23 protein-coding genes are annotated in these 20,925 nt (G+C 59.4%); 6 read left to right on the top strand and 17 right to left on the bottom strand.

Going from position 1 to position 20,925, the window contains the following annotated elements; translation table 11 throughout:
• Positions 1 to 28 precede the first annotated feature (28 nt).
• The 5 genes from ACIPL0_RS24545 to ACIPL0_RS24525 all read right to left on the bottom strand — a co-directional run bounded on the left by ACIPL0_RS24545 (position 29) and on the right by ACIPL0_RS24525 (position 4,290).
• A complete protein-coding gene (locus ACIPL0_RS24545; protein ID WP_400599574.1) occupies positions 29 to 472 on the bottom strand; it encodes a hypothetical protein in 444 nt (147 codons plus the stop codon).
• 13 nt (positions 473 to 485) lie between these two features.
• A complete protein-coding gene (locus ACIPL0_RS24540; RefSeq protein WP_400599573.1) occupies positions 486 to 1,037 on the bottom strand; it encodes a hypothetical protein in 552 nt (183 codons plus the stop codon).
• Between the two features lie 18 nt (positions 1,038 to 1,055).
• Entirely contained in the window at positions 1,056 to 1,613 is a 558-nt protein-coding gene (locus ACIPL0_RS24535) for a hypothetical protein (protein WP_400599572.1), read from the bottom strand.
• Positions 1,610 to 2,185: a 2OG-Fe(II) oxygenase gene (locus ACIPL0_RS24530; protein ID WP_400599571.1), complete on the bottom strand. Its 576-nt coding sequence runs from the start codon at positions 2,183 to 2,185 to the stop codon at positions 1,610 to 1,612. Before ACIPL0_RS24530 ends, ACIPL0_RS24535 begins: the two co-directional genes overlap by 4 nt.
• A gap of 473 nt (positions 2,186 to 2,658) precedes the next feature.
• Entirely contained in the window at positions 2,659 to 4,290 is a 1,632-nt protein-coding gene (locus ACIPL0_RS24525; RefSeq protein ID WP_400599570.1) for a methyl-accepting chemotaxis protein, read from the bottom strand.
• A gap of 658 nt (positions 4,291 to 4,948) precedes the next feature.
• On the opposite strand from ACIPL0_RS24525, the gene ACIPL0_RS24520 reads away from it, so the two are divergent.
• The gene (locus ACIPL0_RS24520) at positions 4,949 to 5,371 is read left to right on the top strand and encodes a response regulator (protein ID WP_400599569.1); all 423 of its coding nucleotides are present in this window, start codon (positions 4,949 to 4,951) and stop codon (positions 5,369 to 5,371) included.
• Between the two features lie 3 nt (positions 5,372 to 5,374).
• Here the strand turns inward: ACIPL0_RS24520 and ACIPL0_RS24515 are convergent, their stop codons facing one another.
• Positions 5,375 to 5,983, bottom strand: coding sequence for a TetR/AcrR family transcriptional regulator (locus ACIPL0_RS24515; RefSeq protein WP_400599568.1), 609 nt, complete (start codon positions 5,981 to 5,983; stop codon positions 5,375 to 5,377).
• 140 nt (positions 5,984 to 6,123) lie between these two features.
• On the opposite strand from ACIPL0_RS24515, the gene ACIPL0_RS24510 reads away from it, so the two are divergent.
• Together ACIPL0_RS24510 and ACIPL0_RS24505 are read left to right on the top strand one after the other, a co-directional pair.
• Positions 6,124 to 7,065 carry a DUF808 domain-containing protein gene (locus ACIPL0_RS24510; RefSeq protein ID WP_400599567.1) on the top strand — a complete coding sequence of 314 codons (942 nt, stop codon included), beginning with the start codon at positions 6,124 to 6,126 and terminating at the stop codon, positions 7,063 to 7,065.
• A gap of 27 nt (positions 7,066 to 7,092) precedes the next feature.
• Positions 7,093 to 7,314 (top strand): hypothetical protein, encoded by a 222-nt coding sequence (locus tag ACIPL0_RS24505; RefSeq protein ID WP_400599566.1) that lies wholly within the window; start codon positions 7,093 to 7,095, stop codon positions 7,312 to 7,314.
• A 124-nt stretch (positions 7,315 to 7,438) separates the two neighbouring features.
• Here ACIPL0_RS24505 and ACIPL0_RS24500 read toward each other — a convergent pair whose 3' ends face one another.
• Positions 7,439 to 8,197: a hypothetical protein gene (locus tag ACIPL0_RS24500; RefSeq protein ID WP_400599565.1), complete on the bottom strand. Its 759-nt coding sequence runs from the start codon at positions 8,195 to 8,197 to the stop codon at positions 7,439 to 7,441.
• 123 nt (positions 8,198 to 8,320) lie between these two features.
• On the bottom strand, positions 8,321 to 8,761 hold the full coding sequence (locus ACIPL0_RS24495; protein WP_400599564.1) for an EamA family transporter: 441 nt from the start codon (positions 8,759 to 8,761) through the stop codon (positions 8,321 to 8,323).
• 135 nt (positions 8,762 to 8,896) lie between these two features.
• Between ACIPL0_RS24495 and ACIPL0_RS24490 the strand changes: the two genes are divergently transcribed.
• The gene (locus ACIPL0_RS24490) at positions 8,897 to 9,187 is read left to right on the top strand and encodes a hypothetical protein (protein ID WP_400599563.1); all 291 of its coding nucleotides are present in this window, start codon (positions 8,897 to 8,899) and stop codon (positions 9,185 to 9,187) included.
• 106 nt (positions 9,188 to 9,293) lie between these two features.
• Here the strand turns inward: ACIPL0_RS24490 and ACIPL0_RS24485 are convergent, their stop codons facing one another.
• From ACIPL0_RS24485 to puuE, 7 genes are all read right to left on the bottom strand, one after another.
• Positions 9,294 to 10,082 (bottom strand): outer membrane protein OmpK, encoded by a 789-nt coding sequence (locus ACIPL0_RS24485; RefSeq protein ID WP_400599562.1) that lies wholly within the window; start codon positions 10,080 to 10,082, stop codon positions 9,294 to 9,296.
• Positions 10,083 to 10,452: 370 nt separating this feature from the next.
• Positions 10,453 to 11,808 carry a nucleobase:cation symporter-2 family protein gene (locus tag ACIPL0_RS24480; RefSeq protein ID WP_400599561.1) on the bottom strand — a complete coding sequence of 452 codons (1,356 nt, stop codon included), beginning with the start codon at positions 11,806 to 11,808 and terminating at the stop codon, positions 10,453 to 10,455.
• Positions 11,809 to 12,032: 224 nt separating this feature from the next.
• Positions 12,033 to 13,334, bottom strand: a complete 1,302-nt coding sequence (locus tag ACIPL0_RS24475) for a urate hydroxylase PuuD (protein ID WP_400599612.1) — start codon at positions 13,332 to 13,334, stop codon at positions 12,033 to 12,035.
• A 50-nt stretch (positions 13,335 to 13,384) separates the two neighbouring features.
• Entirely contained in the window at positions 13,385 to 13,885 is a 501-nt protein-coding gene (locus ACIPL0_RS24470; protein WP_400599560.1) for an ureidoglycolate lyase, read from the bottom strand.
• A 171-nt stretch (positions 13,886 to 14,056) separates the two neighbouring features.
• The gene (gene alc, locus ACIPL0_RS24465; RefSeq protein ID WP_400599559.1) at positions 14,057 to 15,052 is read right to left on the bottom strand and encodes an allantoicase; all 996 of its coding nucleotides are present in this window, start codon (positions 15,050 to 15,052) and stop codon (positions 14,057 to 14,059) included.
• Positions 15,053 to 15,094: 42 nt separating this feature from the next.
• Positions 15,095 to 15,610, bottom strand: a complete 516-nt coding sequence (gene uraD, locus ACIPL0_RS24460; protein WP_400599558.1) for a 2-oxo-4-hydroxy-4-carboxy-5-ureidoimidazoline decarboxylase — start codon at positions 15,608 to 15,610, stop codon at positions 15,095 to 15,097.
• Complete coding sequence (puuE, locus tag ACIPL0_RS24455; protein WP_400599557.1) at positions 15,607 to 16,548, bottom strand: allantoinase PuuE; 942 nt, start codon at positions 16,546 to 16,548, stop codon at positions 15,607 to 15,609. Before puuE ends, uraD begins: the two co-directional genes overlap by 4 nt.
• Positions 16,549 to 16,933: 385 nt before the next feature.
• Here puuE and uraH point away from each other — a divergent pair, with 385 nt between their 5' ends.
• On the top strand, positions 16,934 to 17,287 hold the full coding sequence (gene uraH / locus ACIPL0_RS24450; protein ID WP_400599556.1) for a hydroxyisourate hydrolase: 354 nt from the start codon (positions 16,934 to 16,936) through the stop codon (positions 17,285 to 17,287).
• A gap of 237 nt (positions 17,288 to 17,524) precedes the next feature.
• Here the strand turns inward: uraH and ACIPL0_RS24445 are convergent, their stop codons facing one another.
• Both ACIPL0_RS24445 and ACIPL0_RS24440 read right to left on the bottom strand, forming a co-directional pair.
• On the bottom strand, positions 17,525 to 18,151 hold the full coding sequence (locus ACIPL0_RS24445) for a LysE family translocator (RefSeq protein WP_400599555.1): 627 nt from the start codon (positions 18,149 to 18,151) through the stop codon (positions 17,525 to 17,527).
• Positions 18,152 to 18,347: 196 nt separating this feature from the next.
• Complete coding sequence (locus ACIPL0_RS24440; RefSeq protein ID WP_400599611.1) at positions 18,348 to 19,655, bottom strand: NCS2 family permease; 1,308 nt, start codon at positions 19,653 to 19,655, stop codon at positions 18,348 to 18,350.
• A 426-nt stretch (positions 19,656 to 20,081) separates the two neighbouring features.
• Between ACIPL0_RS24440 and ACIPL0_RS24435 the strand changes: the two genes are divergently transcribed.
• Positions 20,082 to 20,846: a GntR family transcriptional regulator gene (locus ACIPL0_RS24435; protein ID WP_400599554.1), complete on the top strand. Its 765-nt coding sequence runs from the start codon at positions 20,082 to 20,084 to the stop codon at positions 20,844 to 20,846.
• Positions 20,847 to 20,925 lie beyond the last annotated feature (79 nt).

Raw genomic sequence — 20,925 nt, 5'->3', positions numbered from 1 at the left:
CAAGATCGGAAGGGGCTAGCGTAAGTGTTTAGCTATAGCTGTCCTGCGTTCCTGTACAGCAGCCATATTGATCCTGCGGCGGTTCAGGTTCAGCAATAGGTGGAAAATCAACTGTGATTTTCTCGGGGGTTTTCTCAGGGGCGCCGTTAAGTTCAATAATGCTGATTTCCAGCTCTGCACCTGGGGGGGCGGGTGTGGTAACGATAGGCATTGATGGTAAAGGCTGGCTGGCAATAGACCCTCCCTCGCCTTCAGGTTCAGGTTCAGGTTCAGGTTCAGGTTCAGGCTCAGGCTCAGGTTCAGGTTCAGGAGTTGGAGGTGGTGGGAGCGGGCAGGTCGGGGCTGTCAGTGGCAGAACGCCGATGGGGGTTGCATCTTGTGCAGTGGGCTCCTCGTTACCTGGGTTCTCTCGTTTCTCCCAAGGTACGCTGTCAACCGTTACCTCATCTGTCGCTGGATCCCAGATGACCATGCCGATCTTGTTTTCATACGAAGCCTGAATTTCTGCAAGCGAGGCCAGCTTGAGGTCGGGGGCTATCCAGTGATCTGTGTAGCTCGCATCGGGGGTGTCTTTGAAGTTTTTTTTCCCAGAAGGGGACGATTACATTTTTAAAAAATTTTTTGGCGACTTCCGAATTCAATACCGAAAGCCCGCCGATCAGGATGGCTGCAAGCGCTAAAGGTGTTGCGCCTGCCGTTATTCCGCCTAAAAGAACCACACTACCTATTACGCCAGCGACATTGCCTGTCAGTGTCAGTAAATCGCCTGGGTCAAATCCTTCTTCTGTCTTGGATTCTGCAATAATTTTGAGGAACGTTGCGGTGCCGGCAAATACATGTGCAGTCCCGCTAACAAAGGGCATAAACCCTGGGGTGACCGCTGTAATAGAAAAGATGCTTGTAACGGTTGCTACGGTTTGGGCGCATTGGTTTATGAGATGAAAGCCTTTCTCATTCGTCTTGAACTGGTCTGCGAGTGCGGTGGCGGCTGAGCCTTTTCCGATGTGGGCTGCAAATATTTCTATTTTTTTACTCATTATATGTTTCTCTAATAGTCATTGAGAGTGAGGTTTTTTACGGCGTATCCAGAAAAAAACCGTTGTAATACTGAAAAACAGAGCGCCTGCAACGAAAGGCAGAAGAATCATGTTTTTTTCTAACTTTTTGGATGCCGACATCTGCTTCAACAGGGCTGCGTCTTGTAGCACGCAACCGTCCAGTGTATGGGCTGAAGTTACTATTGTTCGCTCTTGGGTGGTGATAACGGTAAGAGATACGGTGTCGCCTATATCAAGGCGGGGTTTGTTGCAACTGTTAATTTCGGCATAGATTGTCTGTTCAGTCGATCGAACTTTAGGGTTTTTGGAGGGCACTTTCACTCTATAAATCAATATTGAGCGGTCAGCCTTGCGAGAGTAGCCTTCAGAAGAAACACGCCCAATTTGCAGGCGCTCTTCTCCAGATGCCGGAGAGGGATCCTCGTTCTTCTCCGTAAGGTGGAACAGTCCCCAGAACATAAGTCCAAGCGCGATGGAAATTGTGGCTCCCTGTAAATGAGTTTTATAAGGTTCTTCGATTTTCGAGGCGGGTTTTGGAGGATGCTCCGGCCTCATGAGGTTAATGTCTTGAACGCAATGGTCATTCGAAGTTGATCGCACAGCGCTGAGGGCGACCTCGCACTATGTGGAATATGCCCATTGAACAGTACTGCTCGCCCGGGCTTGGGCATCACGGTTGCGATAATGTCTTGCTTGTGCTGGTCGTAAAAGATGAGTTCTCCGCCCCAACAAGTGGCCCAGTGCTCATTGCAAAATAGTATTACGGTGGTGCCTTGTTCTCGGGGTCGATTGTCTCGATGGATAGGGGAGTCCTGGCCAAACGTCTGGCCGTTCGCATACACCCCGAGCAATGTCGCGTTCGGGATGCTCGAAGACTTGATGCGTTCCCAGAAATGTGAAAGGTCTTGCCATTTGATATCAAGTGCAAGTTCAGGCTCACAACTTTTTTTGTCAGGTCTGCCTGATCCGGCAATGAAGCTGTGCCAGCAAGGTCTGGAAAAATACGCGTCATTGATGGGCCATCCATAACGCCAGATGCTGGACTTTAGGTTCTTGAGAATTCCTTGTAGCTCGCTGGCGCTCGTCGCGTTCTCGATGATCGTGATGTCTTTTTCGGTGAAGTTCATAGCGCGCTCCTGTTGAGTGGGAGTTTTTGCCCTCTGGGTGCGCTGGAAATTAAGCGTCGTCGGTACGCTGATCAAATATTAAAATGTAAGCTGATATGAATTCAAATTGAAGGTGTGCGGGCTTTTTATTGGCTTTTATGCGCTATGTTACAGCTTTTGTGTAACTTTATTTTTTAAATTGCTTCGTTTTGTGTATTCATATTGCCTAATGTGATTCTGGGTATTTCAAAAAAGCAGCTAAATGCAGTTGGTCTGTAGTCTGTAAAAAAATCTTTTGTAGGAATACTTCGTAAAGTCATGTGCGCCTTCCAAATGGATATCTCAACAAATTTGCGCTCAGTGTGAAGCACTTCGCCAATAACCCTGTGCCGCCGCTATGCGGCCAGTGAAAGGCGTACGTGGGATGTCGACAGGAAGGCTGCCCGCACTGAAGCGGGCTACCGGATAGGGCAGGGAGCGGAACGCAAAGGTATTTACACCCTGAACTGCCGCAACAACCCGTTCAACTGCTCGCTCAAGCCCTTGAGTTGCACGCTGGCGGCGCTGGATTGTTCGGCGGCGATGGCGGTGCTTTGCGACAGTTGCGCTGCCTGGGTGACGTTCTGGTTGATGTCTTCCACCACATGTGACTGTTGCAGGGTGGCGCTGGCAATCGACGCATTGAGGCCGTTGAGGTTGCGCAGCGCCTGGCTGATCGAGGTCAGGCTCTGGCCGGCGAGGTTGGCCTGTTCGATGGTCAGTTGCGACGAGCGGCTGCTGTCGCCGATCACTTTCACGGCGGCGTCGGAGTGGCTTTGCAGGCGCTCGATCATGCTCTGGATTTCCGCTGTCGACTTCTGCGTGCGCTGGGCCAGCAGGCGTACCTCGTCGGCGACCACCGCAAAACCACGGCCCTGATCACCGGCCCGGGCCGCTTCGATGGCAGCGTTCAGCGCCAGCAGGTTGGTCTGTTCGGCAATCGAGCTGATCACTTCCAGCACGCCACCGATCTGCGTGCTTTCGCTGGACAGGGTGCGAATGACCTCGACCGCCTGATCGATGGTGCCGGACAGGTGGCCGATCTGCCGCAGGCTGCTGTCGATGTTGGCCTGACCCTGTTGCGCCTGAGATTCGGCGTTGCGCATTTCGCTGGCGGCGTGTTCGGCGTTTTTCGCTACGTCCTGCACGCCGTAAGTCACTTCGTTGACAGCGGTGGCGACCTGTTCCATCTGCATGGACTGCTGCTGGCTGCGCTCCTGCGCCTGCTGCGCGTTGCTGCCCAGATCCAGCGAGGCCTGCCCCAGGCCGACGGCCGACTGTTGCAACTCGCTGACCACCCGCCGCAGTTTGGCGGTGAAGGCGTTGAAGTGCCGGGCCAGTTGGGTGATTTCGTCGTTGCCATGGGTTTCCAGGCTGCGGGTCAGGTCGCTCTCGCCGCTGGCGATGCTGGCCATGGCTTCCACGGTGGTACGCAACGGGCCGGAGATGCTGCGGGCGATGAGGATCAGCAGCACGGCCATGATCAGGATGATGCCGGTGCTGATCGACAGCGCCTTGATCACCTGGCTGTGGAATTCGCTTTCGACGTCATCGACGTACACCCCGGAGCCGATGATCCAGCCCCACGGGGTGAACAGCGAGATGTAGGAAATCTTCTGCACCGGCTCGCTGGCGCCCGGTTTCGGCCAGCGGTAATTGACCATGCCGGCGCCCTTGGCCTTGGCCAGGGTGACCATTTCATTGAAGACCTGAAAACCGTCGGGGTCCTTGATGCCGGAAAGGTCCTGGCCGACCAGCTTGGGATTGGCCGGGTGCATGATCATCACCGGGTGCAGGTCGTTGATCCAGAAATAGTCGGTCTGGTTGTAGCGCAGCCCGCTGATGGCTTTCATCGCCTGTTGCTGGGCCTGTTCGCGGGTCAGGGTGCCGGCGCTTTCAAGACCCTGGTAGTAGTCGAGCAGGCCGCTGGCGGTCTGCACCACATGCATGGTCTTTTGCGCCTTGGCGTCGTAGAGGTCGTCATGGATCTGTTTGAGCATGGCCGCAGCCAGCGTGAACAACATCAACACAGCGACGATGAGGATCAGCCACAGACGCCGGCTGATCGTGAGGTTGCGCATATTCATGACCGTCACTCCGTTCATTGTTCTTGTTATCCCGCCAGACCGGTTCGTTGACCGGTCTGCGTGGCAGCACCCTACGGATTCCGCCGCCCATTAAGGATTTCGGCGTGTCAGCGCCAAACCTGAGCATGGAGCGAATAATTCGCCATCTAGCCGTAGCGAAAGGCCGAATTGCCTTGGGATAGAGCCTTAGACGCTGTCAGACCTTTCGTATCTATAGCCAAAGGCTTACAAGAACTGGAGACCTTCGCTCTATATTGGATCCCAAATCAGCAGTACATTGAACCCATCAACTGCAGCAAAGGACGCTGCAGGATCAGGGACGATCGACCGTTGCCAGGCATTGGCGGCCGACAGGAAGTTGGACGGTCTTGTGTGAACCCGCTTCGGCGGGTTTTTTAATGCCTGCGAAAAAGTGTCTGGCTGCACAGCATCACCTGTAGGAGCCGGCTTGCTGGCGAATGCGACAGATATGAACCCGCGATGTTGACTGACCCACCGCCTTCGCCAGCAAGCCGGCTCCTACAGGTTTGGCGGCTGCACACCCCGCCTGTTACAACCGTTTCGACCAAATGTCATCGCAAAATGGAATTTCCAGCGCGCGCGCCGCTCACAGTACGAACAAGAACCCGAGTCCGGAACAGGGCCGTTCGGGACTGGCATGGGAATTTCAACCGTGGATGCAGTGCAAATGGCAGCAAACGGGCAGAGCAAGGGGCTGATTCTGGTGGTCGAGGACGAATCGATCATTCGCGAATTCGTGTGCGAGATTCTTGGCGACGAAGGGTTCACCACCTGGGCGCTGGAAAACGCCGATGAAGCCGCCAGGTTTCTCGACGAGCACGCCGACAGGGTGTCGCTGTTGCTGACCGATATCCTCATGCCGGGCACTTTGAACGGTGCCGATCTGGCCAACCTGTCCGGCAACAAGTGGCCGAAGATTCCGATCCTGATCATGTCCGGTCACGAAACCCCGGAAAGCTCCGGCGTGCAGCACCCGGTTACGTTCATCCGCAAACCGTGGAGTTTCGGGCAACTGCTCGATGGTGTGGAGAAGGCCCTGCAGTCGAGCAAGGCCGGGTAAGCGTCAGCGCTCGGGTTCGCAGCCCTTCAACACCAGACGAATGATGGTCTGGGCGGCCGCCTCGTAGTCGGCGTCGTCCAGCTTGGCCTTGCCGGTGACCGTGGAAATCTGCCAGTCGAAGTCGGCGTAGGTCTGGGTCGCCGCCCAGATGCTGAACATCAGGTGATTGGGGTCGAGCGGGGCGATCAGACCGTCTTCGATCCAGCCCTGGATGCAGTCGATGTTGTGTCGCGCCTGGGCGTTGAGCTGCTCGACCTGCTCGGGCGTCAGGTGCGGCGCGCCGTGCATGATCTCGCTGGCGAACACCTTGGAGGCGAACGGCAGATCGCGGGAAATGCGGATCTTCGAGCGGATGTAGCCGCTCAGCACCTCGGCCGGCACGCCGTCGCGGTTGAAGGGCGTCGACGCCTGCAGGATCGGCTCGATGATGCTTTCGAGCACCTCGCGGTAGAGGTTTTCCTTGGATTTGAAGTAGTAGTAGACGTTGGGCTTGGGCACGCCGGCCTTGGCGGCGATGTCGCTGGTCTTGCTGGCGGCGAAGCCTTTGTCGGCGAATTCTTCACTGGCTGCGCGCAGGATCAGTTCTTTGTTGCGCTCGCGGATGCTGCTCATAAAGCGGAATGTCCTTGCCGGCTCGGCGGTGGCGAATGTTAGCACCGGCCTCGCGCAGGGCTCAAGATTGCGCCGGGAGCAGACCGCAGCGGTGCTGCGGGGTATGCTCAGGGCCATTGTCCGGATAAGGAATGTCAGTGATGGCAGGAAGCAGCTTGTTGGTGTTGATCGACGATATCGCCACGGTTCTCGACGACGTGGCGCTGATGACCAAAATGGCGGCGAAGAAAACCGCCGGGGTGCTGGGCGACGATCTGGCGCTCAATGCCCAGCAGGTGTCTGGCGTGCGTGCCGAGCGCGAGTTGCCGGTGGTGTGGGCGGTGGCCAAGGGCTCGTTCATCAACAAGCTGATTCTGGTGCCGGCGGCCCTGGCGATCAGCGCGTTCATTCCGTGGGCGGTGACGCCGCTGTTGATGGTTGGCGGCGCCTACCTGTGTTTTGAGGGTTTCGAGAAACTGGCGCACTCGTTTTTGCACAGTGCCGCAGAGGATCAGGCCGAGCACGCACAGCTGAGCGAAGCGGTGGCGAACCCGGCGACCGATCTGGTGGCGTTCGAGAAGGACAAGATCAAGGGCGCGGTGCGCACCGATTTCATTCTTTCGGCGGAGATCATCGCCATCACTTTGGGCACCGTCGCCGAGGCTACGTTGCTGCAGCAGGTCATCGTGCTGTCGGGGATCGCGATCGTCATGACCATCGGTGTGTATGGCCTGGTCGGTGCCATCGTCAAACTCGACGACGGCGGTCTGTACCTCAGTGAGCTGAAGGGCGAGGGCGGCTTGCGCGATGCCCAGCGGGCCTTCGGCCGCGGCGTGTTGAGTGCGGCGCCGTACATGATGAAAGGCCTGTCGGTAATCGGCACGGCGGCGATGTTTCTGGTCGGCGGTGGCATTCTCACCCACGGCGTGCCGGCGTTGCATCATGGCATCGAGCACCTCACCGAGGTCACGGCAGCGTCGGCCGGTGGACTGTCGCTGGTGATACCGACCTTGCTCAACGCGGTGGCAGGGGTGGTCGCCGGTGCTATCGTGTTGCTGGTGGTCACGGGAGCGGGAAAAATCTGGCGCCTTTTCAAGGGCTAACAAGGTATCTGGCAAGAGGTCGTCGGTATGAACAGCCCTTTGTTTTCCAGTGTCGTCGCCTATGCCCAGCATTGTGAGCGGCAACTGGTGGAAATCCTGCATCGCCGACCCAGCCTGGACCGGCAGCAGGTCATGACCTGGGTGGATGAACAGAGTCATGCCTTGACCGACTGCGACCCGCTGGAGCTGCTGCGCTCGCTCAACGCCAATGTGCGAGCGGGCAAGCCATTGCCGTGGGAAGGGCGTTAGCGGCAGGGCGGGACGCTTGTTTCTGGGGGAGCCGGCTTGCTGGCGAAGGCGTCGTGTCAGGCGGCCTGATGTTGAATGACACGCTGCTGTTCGCCAGCAAGCCGGCTCCTATGGGGACAGAGGCTCAGCTATTTTCCACTCGTTCATAGGCCACCGCCGGCTTGCGGTTGTAGAAGGTGGCGGTACCTACCAGCACCAGCAGAATGCTCAACAACACCAGCGACGAGCCCACCGTGCCGAAGTCCAGGCCGCCTTTCTCGTGGGATTTGGTCAGCACGTCGCCCAGGGTCGCGCCAAACGGGCGGGTCAGGACGAAGGCGATCCAGAACAACGCCACCGACGACAACCGCGTGGTGTAGTGCAGCAGCGCAACGACGGCGATGGCCGAGCCGATCAGCAGCGCACCGCCCATGAATCCCAGCCCCGAGTCGTCGGCGAGGAAGTCGCCCAATGCGGTGCCCAAGGTGTTGGAGAACAGGATCGCGAACCAGTAGAACAGCTCGGCCTTGAGCGTGGTCACGCGGCTCACCGACAGGGATTTCTCGCTCAGGTACCAGACCGTGAAGATCGCCAACAGGATCGCGATCAGGATGGCCGAACCTGCGGCATAGCCCAGACCCAGCGTACGGTCCATGAAATCGGACATGGTGGTGCCGGCGGTGCTGGTCGAGAGAATCACCAGCCAGTACAGCGCCGGGTTGTAGCGTTTGCTGCTCAACTGGGTGATCAGGGTGACGACGAACAGGCTGATCAGGATCAGCGAGCTCATCAGATAGCCGACATCCAGGGTCATCGACAGCAGGTCGCCTGCTGTCTCGCCCAGTGTCGTGGCACAGATTTTCATGACCCAGAACGCCAGGGTGATCTGCGGAAGTTTATTCATTGTGGGTACCGGAATAGGTCAGACAGCTGAATGATTCGTCTGCAAAAAAGTCAGACGATGGCCCATGATCCCGGTACGCGCGTTAAAAACAGGTCGAGTGAATATGAAAACCTCATGAAAACCTTAGCGTCGCCAGGCCAGCAGCACGACGCCGCAGGTGATCAGGCAGATGCCGGCCCATTGCCGCAGGTCGAGTTTTTCGCCCAGCAATGTCACCCCGAGCACGGCGACCAGCACCACGCTGAGTTTGTCCACCGGTGCCACCAACGACGCCTGACCCAGCTGCAGGGCGCGGAAGTAGCAGATCCACGAGGCGCCGGTGGCAAGTCCGGAAAGCGTCAGAAACAGGTAGCTGCGCGGGGAAATCGAGCCCAGCGACTGATATTGGCCGGTGGCGTAGAGAATCAGCGCCAGGCTGACCAGCACCACCACAGTCCGCAGCAGCGTGGCGAAGTCGGAGTTGATGCCGCTGATGCCGACCTTGGCGAGAATCGCCGTCAGCGCGGCGAAGATGGCGGACAGGACGGCCCAGAAGGTCCAGGACGATAGAAAAGCTGCGTTCATTGCGGGTTCGCTCGATCAAAGGGAGGCACAGGCGGGATTGCCGGTGTAAAATTTCGCCCGGCGATAGGGCGAGGCGACTCGCCGATTAGACACGATCACGCTTCGATGGAGATAGAACCCATGCACGGATATGGCATGTCGGGTGACTTGCTTCACCTGGGAATTTACCTGCTGACGATTGTTGCCTGGCTGTACCTGTGGCTGGTCTGCGTGTTCAGCTCACGCATACCCTTCGCCCGCCGTCTGGGCACCCATGCGTTGCTGATCGTGGCCCTGGGCGTGCCGAGCCTGGCGACCGTCATGGTCGGCGGCGCGCTGCTGCTGTTCGGGCTGGAATATATCGTGCTGAGTCTGACGGTGGTGGGTGCGGCGGTTCCGCTGGTGAGCGTGGGAATCGTGCGCCGCGATTTGCGCAGTAGCAAATGAACCGGTGGGAGCGTGGCTTGCCCGCGAAGGCGCCCGGTCAGACAACACGGGGTGTCTGAACCGGCCGCTTCGCGGGCAAGCCCGCTTCCACACTGATGGGTGTCGCTTAGAAGAACACTTTCAACAGGAAGCTGGCGGTGTTCTGGTCGGTATCGAAGTAACGGGTGTCGTTGATCCCGTACTTGTTGGTCCAGTAGTCATATTCGATACCGACGTACAGGGTCTTGTCCGCCAGGTTCATCGCCTTGCCCAGGTCGTACTTGATCTGTGGGTTGAAGTGCAGGTTGGAGTGGTAGTCACCCTTGGTGCGCGACTGCTTGTTGTCCACGACCCAGTCCATGAAACCGTCGATCAGGATGTCGGACTTGCCCACCGGAATCGTGTAGGACCATACCGGGGTGATCTGCCAGGCGCCGTAACCAGCGCGGTGGTTGTCGTTGTAGCGCTTGTAGAAGTTCAGCTGGAAGTAGTCGAAACCGGGGATGTCCAGGTCGAAGCCCGGGCCGATCAGGAACGACTCGACATCGCCTTCTCCGAACTCGTAAGTGGTCGCCAGCAGCACGTCCTTGATCGGGCCCAGTTCGAACTTCCTGTCGAAAATCTTGCCGGCCGACAGGCGCGGAGAAATTTCACCGTACAGGGTGTTATTGCCCACGCCCGGATCTTTCTTGCCGTTGTAGAAGATGTTGTCGACGAAGATGAAGTTGTCGCCGTATTTCCAGCCGTCGGCATGTTCGAAGGTGAAGGTCTGTTGAATCTCCGGATTCACCGCGAAGTTCTTGCCGTAAAGATACGTCAGGCTGTTGCTTTGCCATTGCAGCAGGTCGCCAGACATCGCCGGAGCGGCGGCAAGCAGGCTACCTGCGGCCATCAGGCTGGAAAACGTACGGTTCATGCATTACTCCCTTGAATAAAAATCGTGGTTGCCGGTCGGTGACGCTCTGTTGGCGGCGTCTTTTTCTGTTGTTACTAACTTGTCTGATTGGTCAGCTTTGACTGAATAGCAAGCGCTGAGCCAACACCCTGAAAAAAGACAAAAAAGTCTCGTCGGCTGCTGTAAAAAGCAGTCGATTCCGGGATTTTCCATGCCATTTCGATGATGCTCCGGTCAGCGTATTAGCTGTCCGGTCAGTCAGATTGTTAGCGGGCGGTCATTCGACCCTGATTTCGAGCGGCGGCGGAGGATACTGACTCGCGCGGCCGGCCTCAAGTGCTCTGCGACGGAGCACATGAGGCAAAAACGGGGCAGAACGACCGCTGCGCGGTCAGTGCGAGTGCAAAGGCCCTGCCATGGCCGCCCGTTCGGCGCCGCCGAGGACGTTGAACAGCAGGTTCAGCAGCACGGCGCTGAGGGTCGCCATGGCGATGCCGCTGTGGGTGATCGGCCCCATCCAGTGTGGCAACTGGCTGAAGAACTCCGGCCGCACCACGGGAATCAGGCCCATGCCGGTGCTCACCGCGACCAGCAACTGGTTGCGACGGTCGGCGATATCGGCTTCCTGAAGGATCTTGATCCCGGTGGCGGCGACCATGCCGAACATGGCGATGGCCGCGCCGCCGAGTACCGCCGGTGGAATCGATGCCACCAGATACGCCGCCTTGGGCAGCAGGCTGAGCAGGACCAGGAAACCGCCGGCGACCATGGTCACCGAACGGCAACGCACGCCGGTCATCTGCACCAGACCGATGTTCTGGGCGAAGGAGGAGTGGGTGAAGGTGTTGAGGAAACCGGCGAGGAACGACGCGGCGGCGTCGCACAGCAGGCCGCGACGGAGCATGCCGGGGGTGACTTCGCGGTCGGTGATCTTGCCCAGGGCGAGGAACATGCCGGTGGACTCGACGAAGATGATCACCACCACCAGGCACATCGACAGGATCGGCGCGAGGCTGAAGGTCGGCATGCCGAAGTGCAGCGGGGTGACCACCTTGATCCAGTCGGCCTGGGCCAGACCGCTGAGGTCGACCATGCCGATGAAACCGGAAAGGATGTAGCCCAGGCCCATGCCGATCAGCACCGAAATGTTGACCCAGAAGCCGCGCATGAAGCGGTTGATCAGCAGGATGGTCAGCAGCACCAGGGCGGCGACGCCCAGATACAGCGGGTCACCGAAGCTGACCGCCTTGCTGCCGCCACCGGCCCAGTTCACCGCGACGGGGAACAGCGACAGACCGATGGAGGTGATCACCGTGCCGGTCACCAGCGGCGGGAAGAAGCGCACGATCTTCGACATGAACGGCGCGATCAGCATGCCGAAGAAACCGGCAGCAATGGTCGCACCGAAGATCCCCGGCAGGCCGACGCCGGGCATGCCGGCCATGGCCACCATGCTGCCGACCGCGGCGAAGCTGGCGCCCATCATGATCGGCATGCGGATGCCCAGAGGGCCGATGCCGAATGACTGCACCACGGTGGCGATGCCGGCGACCAGCAGGTCAGCGTTGATCAGGAAAGCGATTTCTTCACGGGAAAGGCCGGCGGCCTGGCCGATGATCAGCGGCACCGCGACGGCACCGCCGTACATCAAAAGGACGTGTTGCACGCCCACCAGAATCAGTTGCATCAACGGCAGTGGCTGTCGTGGTGGCGCAGCAGGGATGCGCGCGTGAGTTGACTCGGACATGCAACACCTCGGATTTTGTTCTTGTTTTTTGGGTACGCCCGTTGCGGTTGGGCGGTGAAACATCTGGATCGGAAGCGGTCGTGATGCGATCTACTGTGGGAGCCGGCTTGCTGGCGAATGCGATGTATCTGACACATGTTTGTCGACTGACACACCTCTTTCGCCAGCAAGCCGGCTCCCACAGGAGTTGAGTTGATCAGGGGCATCAGCGATACCCCGTTTAATCAGTTCGTCTGCGCCCCCTTGTCGATCCACTGCCCCAGCAAATCACGTTCCTGCTGGGTCATCTGGGTGATGTTGCCCAGCGGCATGATCTGCGCGGTCACGGCCTGGGCCTGGATGCGCGGGGCCAGTTGCTGGATCTGCTGCGGGGTGTCGAACATGATCCCGGCCGGTGCGCTGCTGAACAGCGGGCTGGTCGGTTTGGCAGAATGGCAGACCGCGCAGCGTTCCTGGATCACGCTGTGGACCTTGTCGAAATCCACACCGTCGTCGACGCTGGCCTGAGCCGGTGCGGCTGCCGGGGCAGGGGCGACTTCAGGCTTGGGTTCGTCGGCGCGATGACCGCCGATCGCCGTGGCCGGCAGTGGCTGGTATTCGATCTTCGCTGCAACGTCCGGGCTCTTCGACATCTGCGCAGGGCCGGTGACATAGGCCAGGCAGATCATGCCCAGTGCGCCGACGGGCAGGGCCCAGGCGAACTTGTGGCTGTTGTGACGGGTGTTGAAGTAGTGACGCACGACCACGGCCACCACTGCGATCCCGGCCAGGATCAGCCAGTTGTACTGGCTGCCGTAGGTGCTCGGGAAGTGGTTGCTGATCATGATGAACAGCACCGGCAGGGTGAAGTAGTTGTTGTGGCGCGAACGCAGCAGGCCTTTGGCCGGCAGGGTCGGATCCGGCTCGCGGTTCTCGGCGATGGCCGCCACCAGCGCGCGCTGCGCCGGCATGATGATGCGGAACACGTTGCCGACCATGATGGTGCCGATGATCGCGCCGGTGTGCAGATACGCGCCGCGACCGCTGAACACCTGGCTGAAGCCGTAGCAGGCGCCGATCACCAGCACGAACAGCACCAGACCCAGCAGGCCGGGGCGTTTGCCCAGTGGCGAATCGCACAGCAGGTCATAGATGAACCAGCTGGCGATCAGCGCGCCGACACCGATGGCGATGCCTTCGCCGCCGCTCAGCGTGCTGCCGGGGGCAAGCAGGTACAGCGTGGGGTTGGAGTAGAACACGATGCACAGCAGCACGATGCCCGACATCCAGGTCCAGTAGGCTTCCCATTTGAACCAGTGCAGGTTCTCCGGCATGGTCGGCGGGGCCAGCTTGTATTTTTCCAGGTGGTAGATACCGCCCCCGTGAATCGCCCACAGGTCACCCGACAGGCCCTGACGGGGATTGGCGCGGTTGAGGTTGTTCTCCAGCCAGACGAAGTAAAAGGATGCGCCGATCCAGGCGATCCCGACGATCATGTGAATCCAGCGCACGCCCAGATTCAGCCATTCCATCAGATGTGCAGTCACAGTCATTACCGTTTGCCTGACGTCACTGGCGGACGTTTAGGCCCTTCTTATTAGTGGGGATCGAGAATCATCTTCTGACTCTCTTCGAAGAAATGCTCATCGCAGTTATTGCCACTGCCACTGCGATCAACCACCAGGAAGTCATCCCGCTTTTCGATCGTCAGCACCGGGTGGTGCCAGACGCCGCGATGGTAATTGATACCCTGCCTGCCATTGGTGATGAAGGCACGGGTCAGCTCCGGTTCAGGTACATCGCCAAGTGGCGCGACCACGACCAGAAAAGGGTTGCCGAGCAGCGGAATGAAAGCCTGGCTGCCCAGCGGATGGCGCTCCAGCATGCTCACCGTCAACGGCATGTCCTGCGCCTCGGCGCGGAAAATGCTGATGATCGCCTTGTCTTCCGGCGTCGCCGTTTCGACATCGGCCAGACGGTGGAAGCGCATGGTCGAGCCGTTGTTGATCATGAAATGATCGCTGCCATCGGTTTCGATGACATCACCGAAAGGGGCGAAGGCTTCTTTGGTCAACGGCTCGATAATCAGTGTGCGCATGCGGGTTCTTCTGTTCTCTTGATTGACGAATCACTTGTAGGAGTGAGCTTGCTCGCGATTGCGTTATGTCGGTGACGCCTGTGCTGGCTGATCCAACGTCATCGCGAGCAAGCTCACTCCTACAGGTTTGTGTGTTGTCCGTTCCCGCGCGGGTGCGGGAACGGCGCTGTGTTATTTCGCGACCTTACCCAGTACGCGCAAGCGGCTCACGCCACCGTCCGGGAACACGTTCAGGCGGATGTGGGTGATCGGGCCGAGTTTGTTGATCTGCTCGACGAAGCTGTGCTCGGCGTGCATCTGCAGCTTCTGGCTCGGCAGCAGTTCGCGCCAGAACAGGCTCTGGGTTTCGATCTGGCTGTCGGTACCGCCTTTGACGAAGGCGCCCTGGATCGAGCAGCTGTCCGGGTAGTTGCCTTTGAAGTGCAGGGTGTCGACGACGATCTGCTCGACTTCACCGGCATGGCCCAGCGCCACGATCACCCAGTCGTTGCCCGGCGTACGGCGACGCGCGGTTTCCCAGCCGTCGCCCATGTTCACGCCACGGCCCGGGTTGAGGATGTTGCTCATGCGGCCGAAGTGCTCGTCGGAGCAGGCCAGCGCGCGGCCACCGTTGAGGGCGGCGGCCAGATCGACCTGTTCGTTGTCACCCACCGCCGACCAGTCGCGGAACGGCACGCCGTACACACGCAGACGCGCGACGCCGCCGTCCGGGTAGATGTTGAAGCGCAGGTGGCTGTAAGCCTGGGTGTCGGCGATTTCGTGGTAGTGGTGGCTGTCGCCTTTCAGTTCCACGGCTGGCAGCACTTCGGTCCACACGGTGTTCTCGTCCGGCTCGCCCGAGGCCAGGAAGCAGGCTTCCAGCGAGGCTGATGGCGGGTAGTTACCGGTGAAGTACGAGGTGTCGATGTCCACGCCCTTGATCGAGCCGGGCACGCCCAGGCGGATCACGGCGCTGTCATAACCTTCGAAACGCTTGCGGCGCGATTCCCAGCCGTCCATCCATTTGCCGTTGTCGTCGAACACGCCTTCTTTCCACACCGCCGGAGTCGGCTGGAACAGGCGGTTGGCGTCGGCGAACCAGTCGTCGGTGACGGAAATGATCTTGGTGCCCAGACGGGCATCGGCCAGGTTGACGAATTTCTCGAAGGGTACGGCGTAAGCTTTCATTCTTTTTGTCTGCCTTTGATTGATGGCGTGGGAGAAGGTCGGTCAGAGGGTCTGCAAACGGAACATCGCGATCTTGTTGATCTCGGCCAGAGCGCAGGCGAACTCGGTGTCGACCGGGTTGTGAATGCGCGTCTCGAAGGCCGCGAGGATCTGATGCCGGTTGCTGCCTTTCACCGCCATGATGAAGGGGAACTTGAACTTGGCCTTGTAGGCGTCGTTCAGCTCGGTGAAGCGTGCAAACTCTTCAGCCGTGCATTGGTGGATACCGGCGCCAGCCTGTTCGTGGGTGCTGGCTTCGGTCAGTTGGCCTTGCACGGCGGCTTTGCCGGCAAGATCCGGGTGAGCGTTGATCAGCGCCAGTTGCGTGGCGTGGTCGGCGCTCAACAGGATGTCGCTCATACGGGCATGCAGGGTCTCGATGTCGTCGACATCACTGCCATGGCCCAGGTCGAAGGCTTTTTCAGCGACCCACGGCGAATGCTCGTAGATGTCGGCGAAGGCTTCGACGAAGGCTTCGCGGCTCAGAGAGGACGGGGTCAGGGTCTGGAAGCGGCTCATTTGGCGCCTCCTTGCTTTGAATGAGAAGGGCAGGGGTGCACGTCGTGCCAGTGGCGGGCGATCTCGACGCGGCGGGCGAACCACACCTGCTCATGGCCTTTGACGTATTCGAGGAAACGCTGCAGCGACGCCAGGCGGGCAGGGCGGCCGATCAGTCGGCAGTGCAGGCCGATGGAGAGCATTTTCGGCGCTTCGGCACCTTCGGCGTAGAGCACGTCGAAGGCGTCTTTCAGGTAGTCGAAGAAGTCGTCGCCCTTGTTGAAGCCCTGCACCTGAGTGAAGCGCATGTCGTTGGTGTCCAGGGTGTAAGGGATCACCAGATGCGGCTTGCCGGTCGGGTTGTTCGGTTCCCAGTAGGGCAGGTCGTCGTCGTAGGTGTCGCAGTCGTAGAGGAAACCGCCTTCTTCCATCACCAGACGCCGGGTGTTCGGACCGGTGCGGCCGGTGTACCAGCCCAGCGGACGTTCGCCGGTGATTTCGGTGAGGATGCGGATGGCTTCGAGCATGTGCTCGCGCTCCTGGGCCTCGTCCATGTTCTGGTAGTCGATCCAGCGGTAGCCGTGGCTGCAGATCTCGTGGCCGGCGTCGACCATCGCGCGGATCACGTCCGGGTGACGCTGGGCGGCCATGGCCACGGCGAAGATGGTCAGCGGGATGTCGAATTGCTTGAACAGCTTGAGAATGCGCCATACGCCTGCGCGGCTGCCGTATTCGTAGAGCGACTCCATGCTCATGTTGCGCTGGCCCTGCAGCGGCTGGGCAGCGACCATCTCGGACAGAAAGGCTTCGGACTCCTTGTCACCGTGCAGGATGTTGCGCTCGCCGCCTTCCTCGTAATTGAGTACGAACGACAGCGCGATACGGGCATTGCCGGGCCAGTGTGGATGGGGCGGGTTACTGCCGTAACCGATCAGGTCGCGTGGATAGTCGGCGCTCACTGCAATCTTCCTTCTCTACCTGTTGTCTGTAGCGGTGGCCGTCGCTGGATAGCGCATCCGATCCAGGGGCGTCACTGCGCGATGGATAGATTGTATACAACTTTATTTGCGATTTGTAAGCCTGTTTTTCACGTTTTCTCCTACCGTATGTCTGTGCAAGAAACTTGCCTGATTGGTCAGGATATTTTCAAGGACGTCAGTATTTTCCTGTATGCCCGTCATTTCAGGGCTTCCTCGCCACGGGTCGGCAAGGGCGCAGAAAAAGTTGTTTTTATTGTGTACAATTTTTTTGAAAAGTGTCTTAATTCAGCAGCGTTCGCCTTTTTCAGAGCACCAATAAAGGGCGAAAACGGATTTCCAATCATCAAATGAGGCACCGACTCGCATGGGACGACTGACCACACACGTGCTGGACGCCGCACACGGCTGCCCCGGCAGCGCCATCCGCATTGCCCTGTACCGGGTCGAGGGTGAGCGTCTGGAAAAGATCGCCGAAGCCCTGACCAACAGCGACGGCCGCTGCGACGCGCCACTGCTGCAGGGTGATGACTACCGTTCCGGGGTCTATCAACTGCAGTTCGGCGCCGGCGACTACTACCGCGCCAAGGGCGTGAAACTGGGCGATCAGGCGTTCCTTGACGAAGTGGTGCTGCGCTTCGGCATCGATGGCAATCAGGATCACTACCATGTGCCGCTGCTGATTTCGCCGTATAGCTATTCCACCTATCGCGGTAGCTAGTTCGCTGCGCATCACTCTGATTGCCCCGCTGTTCCTCTTGCCCGCCCCACACTGCGGGCTTTTTTTCGTCTGCGGAAAACAACAATACCTGTAGGAGCTGGCTTGCCCTGCGACCGGCGGGGAGCCCGTCGTAAAACCTGCGTATGCGTTGTATCTGTCACACCGCGTTCACCGGATTTACGACTGCTTCGCAGCCGGTCGCAGGGCAAGCCAGCTCCTACAGGGCACGCTGCAGCCTTACCGGCTCAGCAACGCCGCCGTCCCCGCCGTGCCGAACAACCCGGCACTGACGCGGTTGAACCAGCTCTGGCCCTTGCCGGTGCGCAGATAACGCGCCGCGCCCTGGGCGCTGAGGCCGTAGAACAACTTGCAGGCGAGGTCCAGCAGGGTCCAGGTCACGATCATGGTCAGCAACTGACCGAGAAACGGCTGATCGGCCTTGAGAAACTGCGGCAGAAACGCCGCAAAAAACAGAATGTCCTTGGGGTTGCTGCCGCCGAGCACGAAGGCGCGCCAGAACAGCGCAGCGAAACCCGGATGGGCAATGGCTTCTGGCACATGAGCACCCTGAATGGGCTGGCGCGACTGCTTCCAGCTCTGCCAGGCCAGATAGAACAGATACAGGCCACCAGCGATCTTCAGTACGCTGAACAACTGTTCCGACGCCATCAGCAACGCCCCCAGGCCCAGCGCCGACGCACTCAACAGGCAGATCGACGCACAGACGCCGCCGAGAAACGCCGGGTACGAACGCAGCAGGCCGTAATTGAGGCTGTTGCCGATCATCAACAGCGACAGCGGGCCGGGGATCAGAATCACCACCAGTGCAGCGCCGCTGAACAACAGCCAGGTTTCCAGAGTCACGATGTTTGCTCCTGTGTGAGGGGTAATGCCTGAAACGGATATCAAAAACGACACAGGCCCATGTGGGAGGAAGCTCTGCTCGCGAAGAGGCCGGGTCAGACGCTGATGTGCTGTCTGATCCGACGCCTTCGCGAGCAGAGCTCCCTCCCACAAGGGCCGATGTCAACCTTGCGTTATTGCGGTGAGCGCACTGCTCTTACAAAAACACAAACTTGGCAATGAAGATTGCGCACAGCACCCACAGGCTGGCGGACACTTCCTTGTGCCGACCGGTGCCGGCCTTCAGCGTCACGTAGGTGATGAAACCCAGCGCGATGCCATCGGCAACCGAAAAAGTCAGCGGCATCATGATCGCCGTGACGATCGCCGGAATGCTGTCGGTGGCTTCCTCCCAGTCGATGTGGGCCATGCCGCCCATCATCAGCATCGCCACGTAAATCAAGGCGCCTGCGGTGGCATAAGCGGGAATCATGCCAGCCAGCGGGGCGAAGAACATAGCCGCCACGAACAGCACGCCGACGGTGATCGCGGTCAGACCAGTCCGACCGCCAGCGGCCACGCCCGACGCGCTCTCCACGTAACTGGTGACTGGCGGCACACCGACCATCGCACCGAACACGCTGGAGGCACTGTCGGCCTTCAGCGCACGGGACAGGTTCTCGATACGGCCGTCGTCGTGCACCAGTCCGGCGCGCTGTGCCACACCCATGAGCGTGCCGGCGGTGTCGAACATGTGTACGAAGAGGAACGCCAGCACCACGCTGATCATGCTGACGTTGAGCACGCCGGCCAGGTCCATCGCCATCCAGGTCGGCGCCAGGCTCGGCGGGGTGGAGAAGATGCCGTTGTAATGCACCAGGCCCAGACCCCAGCCGGCCAGGGTCACGGTGATGATGCTGATCAGAATCGCGCCGAACACGCGGTGGTAGCTGAGCACGGCGATCATCAGGAAGCACACGGCGGCCAGCAGCGGACCGGGTTCACGCAGCGAACCGAGCTTGATCAGCGTGGCCGGGCTGTCGACCACGATACCGGCGGTCTTCAAACCGATCAGGCCGAGAAACAGGCCGACCCCGGCGCCCATGGCAAAACGCAGGCTCACCGGAATGCTGTTGAGCAGCCATTCGCGGATCCGCGACAGGGTCAGGATCATGAAGATCACCCCGGAAATGAACACCGCCCCCAGCGCGGTCTGCCAGCTGTAGCCCATGGTGCCGACCACGGTGTAGGTGAAGAACGCGTTCAGGCCCATGCCCGGCGCCAGGCCGACCGGCCAGTTGGCGTACAGGCCCATCAGCAGGCAACCCAGCGCGGCGGCGATGCAGGTGGCGACGAAGGCGGCGCCGTGATCGATACCGGCGTCGGCCATGATGTTGGGGTTGACGAAAATGATGTAGGCCATGGTGATGAAGGTCGTCAGGCCCGCCAGCAGCTCGGTTCTGACGGTCGTGCCGTGCTGGCTCAGCTTGAAAAGACGTTCGAGCAGGCCGGTGCGCGGCGGCATGCTTTTGAGACAAACGGCTTCGGCCTGAGTGGCATCCAGCGACGCGGCTTCGGTTTTGCGACTTTCCACAGTGAAATCCTCGGGACGTTTTTGTTGTTTTTTTCAGAGCCGGTAACTGCTCCTTGTAGCGGGGCGACCTGATCGCTCAATTTGTTGACTGAAAGGTCAGGAAGTGCACGAGCGAATTATGCTTTTGTATACAAATAATGCAAATAATGTTTTCTGTTTTGTGCTGAGGATTTTTGAGATTGTGTGCATAACGCACCGTAGAGCAGGGGCCTGTGCAGACTTGGCGCACTGTGTACAATGCGCCATTACTTTTTCTGTGACTGGGCGGTTTTATCTGCTATTGGTTTACCCACAGCGGTTTCACCACCAGTGATCACGGCAAGGCCACCGCGCCGGATTCAGTTCTCACGAGTGCCCATGAACGATCAGTTGCAACCCCTCAAGAAACAACCGCGTGCCGCCAAGGCTGGCCGTAGCGGAACCCAGGACGACATCGTCTACGCCCATATTTTCGAGGCGATCCTCGAACAGCGGCTGGCGCCCGGCACCAAGCTGAGTGAAGAAGCCCTCGGCGAAATCTTCGGGGTCAGCCGCACCATCATCCGTCGCGCGCTTTCCCGTCTGGCCCACGAAGGTGTGGTGCTGCTGCGGCCGAACCGTGGCGCGGTGGTCGCCAGTCCGAGCGTGGAGGAAGCCCGTCAGGTGTTTTTCGCCCGGCGCATGGTGGAAAAGGCCATCACTGAACTGGCCGTGCAGCACGCCACCAGCGAGCAGCTCAACGAACTGCGCAAGATGGTCAGCGACGAGCGCGACAGTTTTTCCAGAGGGGATCGTGGCGCGGGTATCCGGCTGTCCGGTGAATTCCACCTGAAACTGGCCGAAGCGGCGAAGAATGCCCCGCTGATCAGCTTCCAGCGCAGCCTGGTCTCGCAGACCTCGCTGATCATCGCCCAGTACGAAAGCGGCAACCGCTCGCACTGTTCCTACGATGAACACACCCAGTTGATCGACGCCATCGAAGCCCGCGACGCGACCCTGGCGGTGAACCTGATGATGCATCACATGGACCACATCGACAGCAAGCTCAACCTCGACGAGGAGAGTGCGTCGGACGATCTGCACGCGGTGTTCTCGCACCTGATGCTGACCAAGAAAAAGCCGGGGCGTAACAGCGTCGTTTGACGCAAAACCTTGTAGGAGTGAGCTTGCTCGCGAGGCAATCTATCCATCAACACAGCGCTGACTGAACGGGTGCCATCGC

This window comes from Pseudomonas sp. NPDC090208, assembly GCF_044746785.1.
In the GTDB taxonomy this organism is placed as follows: Bacteria; Pseudomonadota; Gammaproteobacteria; order Pseudomonadales; family Pseudomonadaceae; genus Aquipseudomonas.
The sequence above is the reverse complement of the archived record's forward strand: the minus strand, read 5'-3'. Positions and strand labels throughout refer to the sequence as shown.